Below are 17,283 nucleotides of genomic sequence, written 5' to 3' on the forward strand. Positions count from 1 at the left end.
CATGCGACAAAATGTCTTGTCACATCACGGCTTTGCTGAATTTTTAAGCAAAAAAATTTCGCTTGAGAACGCCGCCCGTATAATCCCGCCTGTGAATTTTCTTGGGGAAACTCTTGAATCCGTGACGTAACAATGGCGCCTTTGATGTATTTATTTGCGGAAGCTATAAATAATTAAAGGAAAACGAATTTGCCGCGTTGTTAACACTCATGCATATTGGCCACGATGTCCGAGGCTTGATGTTGTCACTCCGCCATGTAACTTCGTTGACATATGGGAACGTTACAATCGCCGCCGTCTGCTTGGCTGGCCCGCCGGCGCACCAATGCCGCACCACTAGATTGCAGTACTGTAAAGAGGGATGCCCATAGGGTATCCATAAATAACTATTAAGTTCTTTTTGGGGTAATCAATGATCACTCAACAACAGATCCGGCTTACAAAGTTGGCGCTGGCTTTGTCGGTTGCACTGGCGGCATCACCGTCGTTCGCACAGAACACCACCTCCGCCATCGGCGGCCGCATCGCCAGCGCAGACGGCAAGCCGGCTGCCGGCGCCCAGGTGCAGATCGTTCACGCCGAGTCGGGTTCTGTCAGCAATGTCACCACGGACACTGAAGGCCGTTACGTCGCACGCGGCCTGCGCGTCGGCGGTCCCTACACGATCATTATCACCAAGGACGGTGTCACGGAACGTCGCGAAAACGTGTACGTCGAGCTGGCCCAGACCGCGGCGGTCGACGCCACCCTGGGTTCGTCGATGCAGACCGTGACCGTGACCGGCGCCGCCGTCCGCTCGGAACTGTTCACCCGTAACAACATGGGCGCGGGCACCGCGATCAGCAACACCGAACTGCAGACCCAGGCATCGATCAACCGCAACCTGCAGGACTACGCCCGTGCCGACCCGCGCGTGTCGCAGACCGACAAGGAACGCGGCGAACTGTCCGTGGCCGGCCAGAACTCGCGCTACAACTCGCTGACCATCGACGGCGTCGCGATCAACGACACCTTCGGCCTGGAAGCCAACGGCAGCCCGACCGCGCGCCAGCCGATCTCGATCGAAGCGATCCAGTCGGTGCAGGTCAACGTCGCCAACTACGACGTGACCCAGAAAGGCTACACCGGCGGCAACATCAACGCCGTGACCAAGTCGGGCACCAACAGCTACAAGGGTGGCGCCTACTACGTGTTCCGCAACGACACCATGTCGGGCGACCGTTACAACCCGACCAACGACACCTACAGCGAACCGCCGAAGTCGAAGGAAACCACCAAGGGCCTGTGGGCCAGCGGCCCGCTGGTCAAGGACAAGCTGTTCATCTTCGCCCTGGCGGAGAACTTCGAAAGCTCGCGCTCGCGTCCGGCCTTCGGCCCGATCGGCAGCGATGCCGGCACCACCGTCGGCATCACCCAGTCGTCGATCGCCGCTGCGCAGAACATCGCCCAGAGCGTCTACGGCGCCGACATCGGCGGCCCGACCGTGGCGGACGGCTCGTCCATGACCTCGAAAGAGCGCATGGTCAAGTTCGACTGGAACATCAACGACGACCACCGCGCCAACCTGCGCTACGCCAAGACCGACCAGAGCGAGCCGTTCTTCCCGAGCTTCTCGGCGACCGGCATCGGCTTCTCGTCGAGCTTCTACCGCCAGGAAAAATCGATCGAGACCGTGGTCGCCCAGCTGTTCTCGGACTGGACCCCGACCTTCTCGACCGAGCTGAAGTTCTCGACCCGCTCCTACGATTCGGTCCCGCAGAACGCGACCGCCATGCCGGCCGTCTCGCTGCAGTTCTCGGGCCCGCTGCCTGCCGGTGCACCGGCTGGCACGCCGACCGGTAACCGTTTCATCAACTTCGGTACCGAGTACAGCCGTCACAACAACGTGCTGGGCACCGATACCAAGGACATCTACGCGGGCGCCAACTGGATCGTCGGCGACCACGAGATCAAGTTCGGTACCGACCACACGAAGAACAAGGTCTACAACGCCTTCCTGCAGGGCGTGTACGGCCAGTACACCTTCGGCTGCATCGCCTCGACCGATGCAAATTTCTACAGCTTCGGCGCCCTGGCCGACTGCGGCCGCGCAAGCACTGCCCAGATCGAGGCTTCCGTGCTGGAGAACTTCCGCCGTGGCCGTCCGACCTTCTACAACGTGCAAGTCCCGGCAGCCGGTACCTCGCTGTCCCAGGCAGCCGCCCAGTTCGAAGTCAAGAACACCGGCCTGTTCCTCCAGGATACCTGGACCGTCAACGACCAGCTGACCCTGACCTACGGCGTTCGCTATGACCGCAACGACGTCGGCGGCCGTCCGCTGGCCAACGCCGCCGTGGCCCAGCCTGTGGTGGCCGGCAACCCGGCAACCGGCGCGCGCCAGACCGGCGGCTTCGGCTTCGACAACACCCGCACCATCGACGGCCAGGACCTGGTCCAGCCGCGCTTCGGCTTCAACTACCGCTTCGACAAGCAGCCGCGTCCGACCCAGCTGCGTGGCGGCGTCGGCCTGTTCCAGGGTGCGGCGGCGACCGTGTGGATGTCGAACCCGTTCTCGAACCCGGGCGTCGCAACCCGCTTCGTGAGCTGCTCGACCACCGGCGCGGTGAAGTGCCCGACCGGTGACGGCCTGTTCAGCATCAACCCGGCCACCCAGCCGAACGTGCCTGGCGTGACCCCGGCGGCCAACGTCGACATCCTGGATCCGAGCTTCAAGCAGCCGTCGATCTGGAAGGCCAACCTGGCATTCGAAACCGAACTGCCGTGGTACGGCATCGTGTTCGGCGCCGAGTACCTGTACACCAAGAACAAGGACAGCATCTACTACGAAAACCTGAACCTGGGCGCAGCGACCGCGACCGGCTCGGATGGCCGTCAGCTGTTCTGGAACGCCGGTGGCCGCGACGCCTCCTGCTTCTCGGTGGCCAACGGTACCGTCAACCTGCGTTCGGGCTGCGTGACCTCGAAGGCGCTGAGCAACCTGAGCTACGGTAACGTGCTGCTGGCCAAGGGCACCGACGAGGGACGCGCCAAGATCACCACCGTGTCGCTGTCGCGTCCGCTGACCAAGGGCTTCGGCTGGTCGCTGGCCTTCAGCCACACCGATGCGACCGAAGTCTCGCCGCTGACCTCGTCGACCTCGAACTCGAACTTCACCGGCCGCTCCGTATTCAACCCGAACGAAGAAGTCGCCGCGACCTCGAGCTATGTCGTGAAGAACCGCGTGAACGCGCTGCTGAACTTCCAGCAGAAGTTCTTCGGCAGCTACAACACCCGCCTCGGCATCTTCTATGAAGGCCGTTCGGGCAAGCCGTTCAGCTGGACCTTCAACAACGACATGAACGGCGACAGCCTGGCCGGCAACGACCTGATGTACATCCCGAGCGCCTTCGGTTCCGGCGAAGTCGTGTTCTACGGCGACACCGCGACCAGCAAGGTGAACGAACAGAAGTTCTGGGATATCGTCAATGCCGACGAGCAGCTGAAGGGCGCCGCCGGCGGCGTCGTGAAGCGTAACGGCAGCTTTGCCAAGTGGACCAACAGCTTCGACCTGCGTATCAGCCAGGAAATCCCGGGCTTCTTCGTCCGCAACAAGGCTGTGTTCTCGCTGGACATCCTGAACTTCGGCAACCTGCTGAACAAGAAGTGGGGCCGGATCTACGAAGTGCCGTTCCAGTCGGCCGGTGGCCAGGCGCGCAGCTTCGTGGACTACGCCGGCATGGATGCCCAGGGCCGCTATGTGTACGCAGTGCGTCCGCAAGTGGAGAGCCTGGACGTCCGCCAGGCCAAGGGCGAGTCGCAGTGGGCAATCCAGGCAACCGTCAAGTACGAGTTCTGATCGTCTGATCCCGTCATGACGCAAGCCAGAGCGGCCGGTGGAAACACCGGCCGTTTTTTCTTCTAAGGGTGAGGGGGCATGCGGCGCCAGGCCAGCCATGGTCAGGATGTGCGCGACAAAAACCGCGTGCAATAATGCGCGTCGCTCCGGGACTATCCCTCCCGGCAGGCCCCCTCCCGGTATGCACTCACAAAGGACCATCATGACCGACCCGCGCCGCGTCCGCGCAAGCCTTTCGACCCTCACGCTGGCGCTGCTGCTGGCCGGCTGCGCCACCACCGCCAGCCGCGAACCGGTGACCATCAACCTGGTCGCCATGAACGATTTCCACGGCAACCTCGAGCCGAGCCGCTACACGCTGCAGGGCAAGGACGGCGCCGCGCCCCAGTCCATCCGCGCCGGCGGCGCCGAAGCCGTGGCGGCTGCGCTGCAGGCCTGGCGCAAGGAAGACAAGGACCTGCTGTTCGTCTCGGCCGGCGACCTGGTGGGCGCCAGCCCGGCCATGTCATCGCTGTGGGCGGACGAGCCGACCATCGAGGCGATGAACCTGCTGGACCTGCGCGCGAGCGCGGTCGGCAACCATGAATTCGACGCCGGCCGCAAGGAACTGCTGCGCCAGCAGCACGGCGGCTGCGATTCGCCGCGTCCGGCCAAGGCTTGCCAGATGGGGCCGAGCTTCGGCGGCGCCAGATTCACCTACCTGGCCGCCAACGTGGTCGACAGCGCCACCGGCCAGCCCTTCATCCCGGGCTTCAGGATCGAGACGGTGAAGGGGATCAAGGTCGGCCTGGTCGGCGTCGTGCTGCAGGCGACGGACACGGTGGTGATGGCCTCCGGCATCGCCGGCCTGGCGTTCGGCGACGAGGCCGAAGCGATCAACCGCGCGATTCCCGCCATGCGCGCGCAAGGCGCCGACGTCATCGTCGCTCTGGTGCACGAAGGCGGCACCACCAGGGACAATCCGATGCAAGCCGGCTGCGCCAACCTGCAGGGACCGGTGGTCGGCATCGTGAAGAAGCTCGACCCGGCGATCAGGCTGGTGATCTCGGGCCACTCGCACCAGAGCTACCTGTGCAATGTGGAGGGCCGCATCGTGACCCAGGCGGCCTCGTACGGGCACCTGCTGACGCGCATCGCCATGAAGGTGGAGAAGGGCGCCGGCGTGCCCAGCGACATCCAGGTCGCCAACGTCGTGATGAAGCCGGGCGATTATCCGGCCGATCCGACGATGAGCGCCTTCATCGCCTCGGTCAAGGAACGCAGCCGCGCCGCGCTGAGCCGCCCGGTGGCGCGCCTGGCGCAGGCGCCGGTGCTGCGCAAGCAGAACGCGGCGGGCGAATCGGTGCTGGGCGGCCTGATCGCCGACGCGGTCCTGGACGCCACGCGCAATGTCGGCGCCCGGATCGGCTTCATGAACGAAGGCGGCATCCGCAAGGACCTGGAAGCGGGCGAGGACAAGGTCGCCGCCTTCGGCCAGACCCAGGCCGTGCTCCCCTTCGGCAATACCCTGGTCGTGATGGACCTGACCGGCGCCCAGATCCGCACCCTGCTCGAGCAGCAATGGGCGCGTCCGGCGGCGGCCCCCGTCTCGATGCTGCAGGTGTCGCGGGGCTTCAGCTACCAGTGGGACGAGAAGCGTCCGGTCGGCCAGCGCGTGGTGCCGGGCAGCGTGAAGCTGGACGGCGCGCCGCTCCAGGATGGCGCCACCTACCGCGTGGTCGCGAATAACTTCCTCGCCGAAGGCGGCGACCTGTTCCCCGAATTCGCCAAGGGCACGCAGCGCCTCGAAACCGGCCTGCTCGACCTCGACGCCTTCACCGACTACCTGAAGAAGAACGAAGGGCAGGGCGTCGCGCAGGCGGCAGCGGCCCCGCGCATCCTCAAGGCCCAATGACAATCGCAGCACCGACCCATCAAGGAAGATTCATGAAAAAACTAGCCTGTGTACTCGCGCTGGCGGGCGCGTTCGCCTCCTTCGACGCGATGGCCTGGGGCCGCGACGGCCACCGCGCCGTGGGCGCGATCGCCGACAAGCTGCTCAAGGGCAGCAACGCGCAGAAGCAGATCGCGGCCTTGCTGCAGCCGGGCGAAACGCTGGCGTCGATCGCCAACTGGGCCGACTGCGTGAAGGGCACCTATTGCGGCCCGCAGACCCAGGAAATGATCGACTACGTGGCCGGCAATCCGCGCCACGGCGAGTACCACTACACCGACGTGCCGTTCCAGCTCGACCGCTACCACGACCACGGCGTGGGTACGTTTGATGTCGACATCGTGCAGACCCTGAAGCAGTGCATCGCCGTCCTGCAGGGCAAGACCGATCCGGCGCTGAACCCGCACAAGTTCACCAAGCGCCAGGCGCTGATCCTGCTGACCCACTTCGCCGGCGACATCCACCAGCCGCTGCACGTGGGCGCGGCCTTCGTGAGCAAGGACGGCAAGTTCGTGGTGCCGAAGACGCATGCGGAAGTCGACGAGGCCACCATCTTCGATTCGCGCGGCGGCAACAACCTGCTGCTGGACGACCAGAAGCTCCTCGAGCTGGCGGCCGGCCTGATCCCGCCGGGCGATCCGGTACCGGTGAAGGAAGGCGTGCCGAAGTCGCTGACCAAGCCCTTCCACTCGTACTGGGACAGCACCACGGTCGACTACGCGTTCCGCCGCATCCAGGCCAGGACCCCGGAACAGTTCGCGCAGGCCGCGCTCGACAGCAAGCCGCACGTGGCAAGGGCCCAGGGCGACGTGATGACCTGGCCCTACCAGTGGGCGGATGACGCGCTGGTGGTGTCCAAGCTGGCGTATGCCGACGTGGTGCCGGGCAAGCTGACGCCGCAGGTGAGCAAGAAGGGCGAGACCTATTACACCTTCGCGCTGGAAGTGCCGGCCAATTATCCGGTGCCGAGCTCGGCAATTGCGAAGACGCAGCTGATCAAGGGCGGGTATAACCTGGCGGCGATGCTGGCGGCGATCTGGCCGTAATGAAAGAAAACAGGTGGGCGGCTTCGCCGTCCGCCTGCCCGGCGCTCCCGCCACACCGTCTTGGATAGAATCCGGTTCATTCCCATGAACCAGTCCGAGGCACCATGAACACCTTGCTCAAGGCCACCCTGGCCGCCTCCCTGAGCCTGCCCCTGGTCGCCGGCGCCCAATCCGGCGACGAACGCAGTCTTCCCCTGTGGGAAATCGGCATCGGCGCCGCGGGCATTTCCACCCCTGCCTACCCCGGCGCCGACGACCATTCCTCGCGCGGCCTGGTCCTGCCGTTCATTCTCTACCGCGGTGAAATCCTGCGTGCCGACCAGGGCGGCATCGGCGCGCGCCTGTTGCGCACCGAACGGGTCGAATTCGACGTCGGCCTGGCCGGTTCGCTGCCTTCCGACTCGGACGACGTCGATGCCCGCGCCGGCATGCCCGATCTCGGCACCCTGTTCGAATTCGGCCCACGCCTGAAGGTCAAGCTCGCCGACCTCGACCGCAGCAGCCGCCTGCGCGCGGAATTGCCGCTGCGCGCGGTGATCGAGGCCCGGGGAGGGCTGCGGCGCCAGGGTTGGACCTTCGAGCCGCGCCTGGTCTACGAACGCGCGGGCGAGGGCGGCGCCTGGACCTTCCAGGGCCAGCTCAGCGCGGTGGTGGGGGACCGGAAGATCCACCGCTATTTCTATGACGTGGCGCCGCAGTTCGCGACCGCCGCGCGGCCGGCCTTCAGTGCGGATTCGGGGCTGATGCTGGTGCGGCTCGGGGTGTTCGGGACGCGCAGGATCAACCCGGATTTGCGGGTGTTCGGGTTCCTGCGCTTCGAGAGCTACAAGGGCGCGGCGAACCGGGATAGTCCGCTGCACTTGAAGGACACGGGCGTGTCGGGAGGAGTCGGGCTGGCGTGGACCTGGAAGCGCTCGAGCCGCAGGGCCGCCGGCGGGGAAACGGTCGATCCGACTACCTTCTGAGGACGGAGGAAAAAAAACCGGGTCCCGCCGTGGCGAGAACCCGGGTTTGCACGGCCGGTATCAGCGCGACTTGACGAACGGCCGTCCCAGCGCCTTCGGCGCCACCGACTTGGCCATCAGGCCCGCCAGCACGATCACGGTCACGACATACGGGATCATCTGGATCAGCGAGCCCGGAATCCGTCCCACCACCGGCAGGTCGACGCCTTCGATCTGGATCTGCAGCGCACCGAAGAAGCCGAACATCAGGCAGCCGAGCACCGTGTGCAGCGGACGCCAGTTACCGAACACCAGCGCCGTCAGCGCCAGGTAGCCGGCGCCGGCAGACATGTCGCGCAGGAAGAAGCCGCTCTGGACGATCGCCAGGTAGGCCCCCGAGAACGAGCACAGCACGCCGGCGATCAGCATCGCGGTGTAGCGGGTGCGTTCCACCGACACGCCGGCCGCATCGGCCGCGTGCGGGTTTTCCCCGCAGGCGCGCAGGCGCAGGCCGAAGCGGCTGTGGTAGAGCACCCAGTGCACCACCGGCAGCAGCAGGAAGGCGAGGTAGACCAGCACCGAATGGCCGCCGATCACGTGGCCATACAGCCAGCCGAGCACCGGAATGTCGGCCAGCGCGGCAGTCCCCGGCAGCACGATGTCGGTCAGGCGCGCTTCGCCCAGGTCCGGCGTGCGGCCGCCCTGCTGGAAGAAGTACTGGGCCACCACGAAGGTCAGGCCGCTCATCGCGATGTTGATCGCGATGCCCGCCACCAGCTGGTTGCCCTTCTGGGTGATCGAGACGACGGCCTGCACCATCGCGAGCGCGACCGAGGCGAGGATGCCGGCGCCCACGCCCAGCCACGGGTCCTGGTAGGCGTAGGCGACGGCGGCCGAGACGAAGGCCGAGGCCAGGATCTTGCCCTCGAGGCCGAGGTCGACCACGCCGCTGCGTTCGGCGAACAGGCCGGCCAGCGCCGCGAAAATCAGGACTGGCGCATTGCGGATCGTCGAGACGACGATACTGGCGAACTGGAAGTCTTCCATGGCTTATCCCTTGCGTGCGTTGATCAGTTTCAGGACCGCCGGCGCGTACAGGTGCTCCATCGCGCCGCAGAACAGGATGATCAGACCCTGGATGAAAATGAAGGTTTCTTGCGGAATGTTCGGCTTTTCCAGCGACAGGTCGAAGCCGCCCTGGATCAGCGCGCCGAACAGCACCGCCGACAGGAAGATCCCGACCGGATGCTGGCGGCCCATCAGCGCGATCGCGATGCCGATGAAGCCGGCGCCGGCCGGGAAGTTCAGGCTCAGGTAATGGGTCGAGCCCATGATCGAGTTGACCGCGGCCAGGCCGGCCAGGGCGCCCGAGATCAGCATCGTGACGATGATGGTGCGGCTGATGCGCACGCCGGCATAGTGGGCCGCGTGCGCGTTCAGGCCGGTCGCCTGCAGCTGGTAGCCCCACGACGAGCGCGAGATCATCACGCCGTAGATCGCCAGCGCCACGATCGCCAGCAGGAAGGAGATGTTCAGCGGGGTGTCGCCCAGGGCCGGCAGCCATTCGGCCAGGCGCGGCATCTCGGCCGCGGACGAGAACACGCGGCTGGCCGGGTTCTGGTCGCCTTCCGGGATCATGTAGCGCACGATGATGAAGTTCATCAGGTTGGCGGCGATGAAGTTGAACATGATGGTCGTGACCACCACGTGGCTGCCGCGCTTGGCCTGCAGGAAGCCGGGCAGGAAGGCCCAGCCGGCGCCGAACAGCGCGCTGAAGATCATGCCGAGCGGGATCAGCAGCCAGGGCGACAGGGTGGCGTCGCACGCCAGCATGGCCAGGGTCAGGCCCAGGCCGCCCAGGTACATCTGGCCTTCGGCGCCGATGTTGAACAGGCCGGCCTTCATCGCCACCGAGACCGCCAGGCCGGTGAACACGAAGGTGGAGGCGTAGAACAGGGTGTAGCTCAGGCCTTCCGGATTGATGACGGCGCTGTTGACCAGGATCTGCAGCGACTCGACCGGGCTCTCGCCCAGCAGGTGGATCACCAGTGCCGCCACCAGCAGGGCGGACACGAGGTTCAGGACCGGCAGGACGAAGCCCGAGGCCCAGCGTGGGAGTTCAGTGGTTTTCATGTCTTCACGACCTATGCATCCCGCCCATCAGGAGGCCGATGCGGGTGGTATCGAATTCGTCAATCTTCAGTTCGCCCGTGACGCGGCCGCCGGACATCACCACGATGCGGTCGGCCAGCGCGCGCACTTCCTCGAGTTCCACCGACACCAGCAGGATCGCCACGCCTTCGTCGCGCAGGCGCAGCAGCTGGGTGTGGATGCTCTCGATGGTGCCGATGTCGACGCCGCGGGTCGGCTGGCCGACCAGCAGCAGCTTGGGGCTGGCCGACACTTCGCGCGCGATCACGACCTTCTGCTGGTTGCCGCCGGAAAGCAGGCCGATACGCACGTTCGGGTCCTTCGGGCGCACGTCGAAGGCTTCCAGCAGGTGGGCGCAGCGCTTGGCGATGGCGTCGAAGTCGAACAGGCCCCAGCGGTTCCTGACGCGGTTCTGGTAGCCGAACACGGTGTTCTGCATGACCGAGAAATCCTTGATCACGCCGTCGCGCAGGCGGTCTTCCGGCACGTGGCCGATGCCGAGGTCGCGGAAGGCGGCCGGCAGGCCGTCGGCGTTGGCGCGGCGTCCGAAGGGCAGCTCCCTGCCTTCGAGTTCCACCTTGCCGGAAGTCGGCAGGCGCATGCCCGACAGGATTTCCATCAGTTCGCTCTGGCCGTTGCCCGACACGCCCGCGATGGCGACGATTTCGCCGGCGCGCACGGTGAGGTCGATGTCGGCCAGCAGCTTGACCTTGTTCGCGTCTTCCAGTTGCAGGTTCGAGACCTGCAGCACCGGCTGGCCCGGGTTGTAGGGCGCGCGCGGCAGGTTGCCCTCGATCGGGCGGCCGACCATCATGTTGGCCAGCTGTTCCTTCGAGGTCTGCAAGGTGGTCACGGCGCCCGCCACGCGGCCGGCGCGCATCACCGTCACCTGGTCGGTAATGTCCATGATCTCCTGCAGCTTGTGGGTGATCAGGATGATGGTCTTGCCCTGTTCCTTGAACAGCCGCAGGATCTCGAACAGCGACGCGGTTTCCTGGGCGGTCAGGACGGCGGTCGGCTCGTCCAGGATCAGGATGTTGGCGCTGCGGTAGATCTGCTTGAGGATCTCGACGCGCTGCTGCGCGCCCACCGACAGGTCGTGGATGGTGGCCAGCGGATCGACGTCGAGGCGGTACCTGGCGCAGATCTCGCGCAGTGCGGCCTCGGTCTCGGCGCGCCTGGCCGCCAGCTTGAATCCGCCTTCGGCGCCGAGCATGACATTGTCCAGCACCGTCATGTTCTCGACCAGCATGAAGTGCTGGTGCACCATGCCGATGCCGAGCGCGATCGCTTCGTGGCTGGTGCGGATGTTCTGCTCCACGCCATCGATCAGGAGCTGGCCGCTGTCGGCATTGTAGTAGCCGTACAGGATGCTCATCAGGGTGGACTTGCCCGCGCCATTCTCGCCGATCACGCCGTGGATCGAGCCCTTGGCGATCGAGAAGCTGACGTCAGCGTTCGCCTGCACCGGCCCGAAGACCTTGCTTATGTTGCGAAATTCTACGGCTGGCTGCATTGCGATCAGTTTTAAGTAGTGTGCATTTATTTAAAAACGCGCCGGGCCGGGAGCTCCGGCGCGGCGCGCTTTTGAATGGGGAATGGAAAATCAGACCGGGCAGCTGCTGCCGGCGCGGTAGTCGATGACCTTGATCTTGCCGTTGATGATGTCGGTGCGGACAGCGTTGACGCGCTTTTCCATCTCGGGCGAGACGAGCTTGCGGTTGTCCTTGTCCAGGACCCAGTCCACGCCGCCTTCCTTCAGGCCCTTGTAGGTGACGCCGGCCTTCCAGGTGCCGTTCTTCTGCGCCATGAACGAGTCGTACACGGCCACGTCCACGCGCTTGACCATCGAGGTCAGCATCGTGCCCGGGTGCAGGTAGTTCTGGTTCGAGTCGACGCCGATCGCCAGCTTGCCTTTTTCCTTGGCCATCTGCAGCGAACCCATGCCGCTGCCGCCGGCCACCGCGAACACCACGTCGGCGCCGCGGTCGAACTGGGCGCGCGCCAGCTCGCCGCCCTTGGCCGGGTCGTTCCAGGCGGCGGCGGTGGTGCCGACCATGTTCTGGACGATCTCGATCTTCGGATACTGGGCCTTGGCGCCCTGCGCGTAGCCGCAGGCGAACGCGCGGATCAGGGGGATGTCCATGCCGCCGACGAAGCCCAGCTTCTTCGACTTCGATGCCATGGCGGCGGCGACGCCGACCAGGTAGGAGCCTTCCTGCTCCTTGAACATCACCGAGTTGATGTTGTTACCCGGCGCGATGCTGTCGATCAGCACGAAGCGCACGTTCGGGAATTCCTTCGCAACCTTCTGGACCGCCTGGGTCTGCGAGAAGCCGATGGCGGCGATCAGGTCGAGCTTCTTGCGCGCGAGGCCGCGCATCACCTGCTCGGCCTGGGTATCGCTGCTGGCCTGGGCTTCGAAGACCTTGATGCCGGTTTCTTTCGAGAAGCGCTGCAGGCCTTCGAATGCCGACTGGTTGAACGATTTGTCGAACTTGCCGCCGGCGTCGTAGACCATGCCGAGCTTGGGTGCGCCCGGCGTAGGGGCGGCTGCCATGGCGGTTCCGGCGACGGATAGTGCCGCAATCGTCATGCTGAGTTGCTTGAATTTCATGAATTAGCTCCTGGAATAGCGATATTGTACCCGGCGCAACCTTACCGCTGGACGGGCAGCGCAAGCTGCAATCATCCACGGGTGCATGCGGACCGGACATCGCGCTGCGCGATTGTGTCAGTCCAAGGGCACTCGTGGGGTTTCAATTTGTATCGGGGCCATGATTTTTCCCGCTAGAAGCCTTGCCTTGTAGCATGCCCACAACAGGCGGTTCTTCGGGTGGATCGGCCGCGATGCCGCGCGTGATTCGCCATACCTGGACCTACGCAGCTTAGCCTATCAAATATGCATCAATCGACATATTGATGACAAATACGATTTTACTTGCCAATTTATTCGGAAGAAATATAACTGCCGACAACATTCAACAATTATTTTCTTCGACCTGGACCGGCGGCAAGGCCGCGGGCGTGATCGGCTGGCTGAACTGGCGGGTGAGGAAACTCGCGATCAGCGCCTGGGTCGCTTCCAGGTAAGGGATGTTCATGTGGTCGGAACCGGGGACGACCTCGTCCGCCACGAGGTTGGCCAGCTTTGCCACGAGCTGGTCGGTGTGGGAGTGGGGCACCACGTCGTCCTGGGCGGCGCGCAGCACGTAGGTGGGCGCCTTGAGCGACGGGGCATACTTGATCGACTCGAAACGGTGGCGCAGCAGGTATTCGATCGGCATCGCGCGGAACTTGCGCTTGGCGATGGCCAGGATCGAATCGTAGGGCGTGATCAGGGCCACGGAATGGACCGGCCGTTCCTTCGCGATCTGCACCGCGACGCCCGAACCCAGGCTGCGGCCGACCACGGCGATGCGCCGGGCGTCGACCTGGCCGCGCTTGGACAGCCAGTCGAACAGGGCGCAGCCATCTTCGATCATGTGGATCTCGGCCGGATCGCCGTGCGAGTCGCCATAGCCGCGGTAATTCATGGCCAGCACGGTCATGTTGGGGAACAGCTTGCCGGCGTCGCGCACGACCCAGGACACTTCCTCGGAACGGCCGCCGAAGTACAGCACCGCCGGATGCGGCCCCTGTGTCTGCGGCGTCATCAGCCAGCCGCACAGGCGGGTGCCGTCCCTGGAGCGCAGCACCACCTGGCGGGTGCGGTGGCCGCTGCTGCGCGGACTCTGGACTTCACGCTCGATGGTCGGATTGAACACCAGGCGGCGCTGGCTGGCCGCCACGGCAGCAGTCAAGCCCAGCCAGAGCACGCTGGCGACACCTGTTATTCCCGCAGCCATTTTCTTTGGTGTGTACATGGCACCAGTCTACGCCCGCCGCCGAGCCTTGTTCTGTGCGCCAGACCGCACTGTGCCATGCACATTCCAGGAGCAAGGAAATGGTTGCGTTAATACTACAAAAGCTGGCGCGACGGAAACCCGCTTCCATCGCGCAGGGGACAGGTCAGTGGGGTGCGGGATTCGCGGCGGCGGCGTATTTTTCGACGTCCATGAAGCTGTGGTCGATGCGCTCGTCGCCCGGCGCGCCCAGCGCGGGTTTGCCGGCGGTGGGGTCGACGCCTTCGACGCGCATGCCCAGTTCGTAGACCATGCGTCCGCCGAACCAGCCGGACACGATCACGCCGGCCGCGGCGAGGGCCGACAGCGCGAACGAGCCGCCGGTGTGGCGGCGATTATCCTTGCGCATCAGGACATTGGCGGCGGTGGCCGCCAGCGCCGCGCCATTCAGGATCGCGTGCACGTTGGCGGTGCGCTTGACCTCGGTGTCCTGGTCGATGGTGAGGTAATCCATCGCGCCCGCGACCCCGGCCGCGATGCCGCCCACCAGGCCGCCGGTCAGGCTGTAGTAGGCGGCGTTGGCGTAGTCGTCGTTGTCGGTGGAGCGGTGCAGGGCGTCGAGGATGAAGGCGAACGGAATCAGCGCGGCGGGCGCGACGACCAGCATCGGGTGCAGGGGATGGCCTGCGAGGCTTGACTTGGGCATGGGGTTCTCCTGGGCTCGTGTGGAGTCCAGTGTGGCATAGGAGGGGAGAGGGGATCGCACGCTTGGGTATGGGGATGCCGCGTATTCCGGTACCATTTCTGTTTTCTGACCGACAACCACTGGAGTCCCCACGTGCACTACGTCCTGACGTACGACCTCGCCCCCGACTACCTCGAACGCCGCGGCGAATTCCGCGACGCCCACCTGAAGCTGGCCTGGGAAGCCCATGAACGCGGCGAGCTGCTGCTGGCCGGCGCCCTGGCCGAACCGGTCGACCAGGCCGTCCTGATCTTCCAGTGCGACACCCCCGAACCGGTCCAGCTGTTCGCCGCCAGGGATCCCTACGTGACCCACGGCCTGGTGCGCGCCTTCCACGTGCGCCAATGGAACACCGTGGTCGGCGAGCAGGCCGCCACCCCGGTCCGCCCCGCCTGATTCTCTGCAGGAAGGGCCCTGGACATCAGGTAATATTGCCCGGCTTTCAAAACAATAAATAGCCGGAGAGTTCATGCAATCTGCCGTCAACCTGTGGCCGCTGCTCGGCGTAGCGGTCATCATCGCGGGCTTCCTGCTGCGCGCCAACCCGGTGCTGGTGGTCGTCGCGGCCTGCGGCGTCACCGGCGCCGCCGCCGCCATGCCGGTCATGGCCATCCTCGAGTCGCTCGGCAATGCCTTCGTCAAGACCCGCAACCTGCCGCTGATCCTGCTGCTGCCCCTGGCCGCCATCGGCCTGCTCGAACGCCATGGCCTGCGCGAGCGCGCCCAGGCCGCGATCGCCAGGGTGCATTCGGCCACCGCCGGCCGCCTCCTGATCGTCTACCTGTTCGCGCGCGAAACCTCGGCCGCCGCCGGCCTGACGAGTTTGGGCGGCCAGGCCTCGATGGTGCGCCCGCTGGTGGCGCCGATGGCCGAAGCGGCCGCCGAAGCGAAGTTCGGACCGCTGCCCGAAGCCCTGCGCCACCGCATCCGCGCGATGGCCGCCGCCACCGACAACGTCGGCCTGTTCTTCGGCGAGGACATCTTCGTCGCCTTCGGCGCCATCGTGCTGATGCAGACCATCCTGCAGGCCGAGGGCATCGCCGTCGATCCGCTGCACATGGCGCTGTGGGGCATCCCGACCGCGATCACGGCCTTCATCATCCATGCCTGGAACCTGCGCCGCCTGGACGCCCACATCGTTCGTGAAATGGGCAAGGCATGACCATCGCGCTCGAACATTTCTACGTGCTGGTCGGCCTGCTGCTGGGCGCGGTGGCCGTGATGAACCTGCTGGACCGCAGCAACCCGCGCCGCTTCAGCACGGCGCTGTTCTGGGGACTGTATGCGCTGCTGTACCTGGCTGGCGAACGCATGCCGGCGGCGGCGGTCGGCGCCCTGATGATCCTGATGGCCCTGGTCGCGGGCTTCGGCGGCGCCCATGGCGGCAAGCCGTCCACGCTGCCCGAGGAAGCGCGCCGCGCCAGCGCCGCGCGCCTCGGCAACCGCCTGTTCCTGCCCGCGCTGCTGCTGCCCATCGTGACCGTGATCGGCGCGACCCTGCTGAAGGACGTGCAGGTGGGCGGCCTGCCGCTGCTCGATCCGAAGCACCTGACCCTGGTGAGCCTGGGCTGCGCCGCCGTCATCGCCCTGGGCGCGGCCTGCTGGCTGACGCGCGCCACGCCGCTGCAGGGCGTGCGCGAGGCGCGCCGCCTGATCGATGCGATCAGCTGGGCCGTGGTGCTGCCGCACATGCTGGCCGTGCTGGGACTGCTGTTCACCGAGGCCGGCGTGGGCAAGGCGGTGGCCCACGTCACCACCTCCTATATCGGCATGGATTCGCGCTTCATCGCGGTGGCGGTGTTCTGCCTCGGCATGGCGCTGTTCACCATCGTGATGGGCAACGGCTTCGCGGCGTTTCCCGTGATGGCGGGCGGCGTCGGCATTCCGGTGCTGGTCGGCGTGTACGGCGCCAATCCGGCCGTGATGGCGGCGATCGGCATGTTCAGCGCGTATTGCGGTACATTGATGACGCCGATGGCGGCCAACTTCAACATCGTGCCGGCGGCGCTGCTCGACCTGCCCGACAAGAACGCCGTGATCCGCGCCCAGGTGCCGACCGCGCTGCCGCTGCTGGTCGCGAACATCTTCCTGCTCTACTTCCTGATGAACCAATGATCAAGACTGTGCTGCTCACCGGCTTCGAGCCGTTCAACAAGGCGACCGTCAACCCGGCCTGGGAGGCCGTGCGCGCGCTCGACGGCTGGCAAGGTGCGAATTTCCGGGTGGAGGTGCGCCAGCTGCCGTGCGTATTCGGGCAGGCCATCGACGCCATCGCGCGCGCAGTGGACGAGCTATACCCCGACCTGGTGATCGCGGTGGGGCAGGCGGGCGGGCGCCCCGACATCTCGGTGGAGCGGATCGCGATCAATGTCGACGATGCGTCCATCCTCGACAACGGCGGCCTGCAGCCGGTCGACCAGCCCATCGTGGCCGGCGGACCGGCGGCCTATTTCTCGACCCTGCCGATCAAGGCCATCGTGCATGCGCTGCGCGAACGGGGGCTGGTGGCGGGCGTGTCGCAGACGGCCGGCACCTTCGTCTGCAACCACGTGTTCTATGGCCTGATGCACCACGTGGCGGGACGGGAGCTGAAGGCCGGCTTCATCCACGTTCCCTTCCTGCCGGAGCAGGCCGAGGGGCGTCCCGAGAATCCGCCGTCGATGGCGCTGGACGACATCGTTGCGGGCATCAGGACGGCGGTGGAGGTGTCGCTGGCGGTCGAGCGTGACATTGCCGAAACGGGCGGGGCGACGCACTGATACGCATGCTCGCCGGCAGAAGCGA

The 17,283-nt window shown here is 65.7% G+C and carries 14 protein-coding genes; 8 read left to right on the forward strand and 6 right to left on the reverse strand.

Features of this window, described 5'->3' with window-relative positions:
• The first annotated feature begins 457 nt into the window (after positions 1-457).
• The 4 genes from H162_RS0100465 to H162_RS0100480 all read left to right on the forward strand — a co-directional run bounded on the left by H162_RS0100465 (position 458) and on the right by H162_RS0100480 (position 7,779).
• Positions 458-3,835 carry a TonB-dependent receptor gene (locus tag H162_RS0100465; protein WP_020651472.1) on the forward strand — a complete coding sequence of 1,126 codons (3,378 nt, stop codon included), beginning with the start codon at positions 458-460 and terminating at the stop codon, positions 3,833-3,835.
• 202 nt (positions 3,836-4,037) lie between these two features.
• Complete coding sequence (locus tag H162_RS0100470; RefSeq protein ID WP_020651473.1) at positions 4,038-5,729, forward strand: bifunctional metallophosphatase/5'-nucleotidase; 1,692 nt, start codon at positions 4,038-4,040, stop codon at positions 5,727-5,729.
• A gap of 32 nt (positions 5,730-5,761) precedes the next feature.
• On the forward strand, positions 5,762-6,814 hold the full coding sequence (locus H162_RS0100475; RefSeq protein WP_020651474.1) for a S1/P1 nuclease: 1,053 nt from the start codon (positions 5,762-5,764) through the stop codon (positions 6,812-6,814).
• A gap of 104 nt (positions 6,815-6,918) precedes the next feature.
• Positions 6,919-7,779 (forward strand): MipA/OmpV family protein, encoded by an 861-nt coding sequence (locus H162_RS0100480; protein WP_020651475.1) that lies wholly within the window; start codon positions 6,919-6,921, stop codon positions 7,777-7,779.
• A gap of 60 nt (positions 7,780-7,839) precedes the next feature.
• Here H162_RS0100480 and H162_RS0100485 read toward each other — a convergent pair whose 3' ends face one another.
• From H162_RS0100485 to H162_RS0100510, 6 genes are all read right to left on the reverse strand, one after another.
• Positions 7,840-8,805, reverse strand: a complete 966-nt coding sequence (locus tag H162_RS0100485; protein WP_020651476.1) for an ABC transporter permease — start codon at positions 8,803-8,805, stop codon at positions 7,840-7,842.
• Between the two features lie 3 nt (positions 8,806-8,808).
• Complete coding sequence (locus H162_RS0100490) at positions 8,809-9,891, reverse strand: ABC transporter permease (protein WP_020651477.1); 1,083 nt, start codon at positions 9,889-9,891, stop codon at positions 8,809-8,811.
• 4 nt (positions 9,892-9,895) lie between these two features.
• Positions 9,896-11,425: an ABC transporter ATP-binding protein gene (locus H162_RS0100495; RefSeq protein ID WP_020651478.1), complete on the reverse strand. Its 1,530-nt coding sequence runs from the start codon at positions 11,423-11,425 to the stop codon at positions 9,896-9,898.
• A gap of 90 nt (positions 11,426-11,515) precedes the next feature.
• The gene (locus H162_RS0100500) at positions 11,516-12,526 is read right to left on the reverse strand and encodes a BMP family lipoprotein (RefSeq protein WP_020651479.1); all 1,011 of its coding nucleotides are present in this window, start codon (positions 12,524-12,526) and stop codon (positions 11,516-11,518) included.
• A 364-nt stretch (positions 12,527-12,890) separates the two neighbouring features.
• Entirely contained in the window at positions 12,891-13,775 is an 885-nt protein-coding gene (locus H162_RS29815; RefSeq protein ID WP_051109848.1) for an alpha/beta hydrolase, read from the reverse strand.
• A 145-nt stretch (positions 13,776-13,920) separates the two neighbouring features.
• A complete protein-coding gene (locus H162_RS0100510; protein WP_020651481.1) occupies positions 13,921-14,460 on the reverse strand; it encodes a DUF2231 domain-containing protein in 540 nt (179 codons plus the stop codon).
• A gap of 132 nt (positions 14,461-14,592) precedes the next feature.
• On the opposite strand from H162_RS0100510, the gene H162_RS0100515 reads away from it, so the two are divergent.
• From H162_RS0100515 to pcp, 4 genes are all read left to right on the forward strand, one after another.
• Positions 14,593-14,895, forward strand: a complete 303-nt coding sequence (locus tag H162_RS0100515; RefSeq protein WP_020651482.1) for a YciI-like protein — start codon at positions 14,593-14,595, stop codon at positions 14,893-14,895.
• A 73-nt stretch (positions 14,896-14,968) separates the two neighbouring features.
• The gene (locus H162_RS0100520; RefSeq protein ID WP_020651483.1) at positions 14,969-15,661 is read left to right on the forward strand and encodes a DUF969 domain-containing protein; all 693 of its coding nucleotides are present in this window, start codon (positions 14,969-14,971) and stop codon (positions 15,659-15,661) included.
• Entirely contained in the window at positions 15,658-16,614 is a 957-nt protein-coding gene (locus H162_RS0100525) for a DUF979 domain-containing protein (RefSeq protein ID WP_020651484.1), read from the forward strand. Before H162_RS0100520 ends, H162_RS0100525 begins: the two co-directional genes overlap by 4 nt.
• Positions 16,611-17,258, forward strand: a complete 648-nt coding sequence (gene pcp / locus H162_RS0100530; protein ID WP_020651485.1) for a pyroglutamyl-peptidase I — start codon at positions 16,611-16,613, stop codon at positions 17,256-17,258. The genes H162_RS0100525 and pcp overlap by 4 nt, the downstream gene beginning before the upstream one ends.
• The last annotated feature ends 25 nt before the right edge of the window (positions 17,259-17,283 follow it).

This window comes from Massilia niastensis DSM 21313 (assembly GCF_000382345.1).
GTDB lineage: Bacteria > Pseudomonadota > Gammaproteobacteria > Burkholderiales > Burkholderiaceae_D > Telluria > Telluria niastensis.

Coding starts and splice junctions, on each gene's coding strand:
- H162_RS0100470 (WP_020651473.1), top strand. CDS start 4,038: ATGACCGACCCGCGCCGCGTCCGCGCAAGCCTTTCGACCCTCACGCTG.
- pcp (WP_020651485.1), top strand. CDS start 16,611: ATGATCAAGACTGTGCTGCTCACCGGCTTCGAGCCGTTCAACAAGGCG.
- H162_RS0100520 (WP_020651483.1), top strand. CDS start 14,969: ATGCAATCTGCCGTCAACCTGTGGCCGCTGCTCGGCGTAGCGGTCATC.
- H162_RS0100490 (WP_020651477.1), bottom strand. CDS start 9,891: ATGAAAACCACTGAACTCCCACGCTGGGCCTCGGGCTTCGTCCTGCCG.
- H162_RS0100495 (WP_020651478.1), bottom strand. CDS start 11,425: ATGCAGCCAGCCGTAGAATTTCGCAACATAAGCAAGGTCTTCGGGCCG.
- H162_RS29815 (WP_051109848.1), bottom strand. CDS start 13,775: ATGTACACACCAAAGAAAATGGCTGCGGGAATAACAGGTGTCGCCAGC.
- H162_RS0100475 (WP_020651474.1), top strand. CDS start 5,762: ATGAAAAAACTAGCCTGTGTACTCGCGCTGGCGGGCGCGTTCGCCTCC.
- H162_RS0100485 (WP_020651476.1), bottom strand. CDS start 8,805: ATGGAAGACTTCCAGTTCGCCAGTATCGTCGTCTCGACGATCCGCAAT.
- H162_RS0100510 (WP_020651481.1), bottom strand. CDS start 14,460: ATGCCCAAGTCAAGCCTCGCAGGCCATCCCCTGCACCCGATGCTGGTC.
- H162_RS0100525 (WP_020651484.1), top strand. CDS start 15,658: ATGACCATCGCGCTCGAACATTTCTACGTGCTGGTCGGCCTGCTGCTG.
- H162_RS0100500 (WP_020651479.1), bottom strand. CDS start 12,526: ATGAAATTCAAGCAACTCAGCATGACGATTGCGGCACTATCCGTCGCC.
- H162_RS0100480 (WP_020651475.1), top strand. CDS start 6,919: ATGAACACCTTGCTCAAGGCCACCCTGGCCGCCTCCCTGAGCCTGCCC.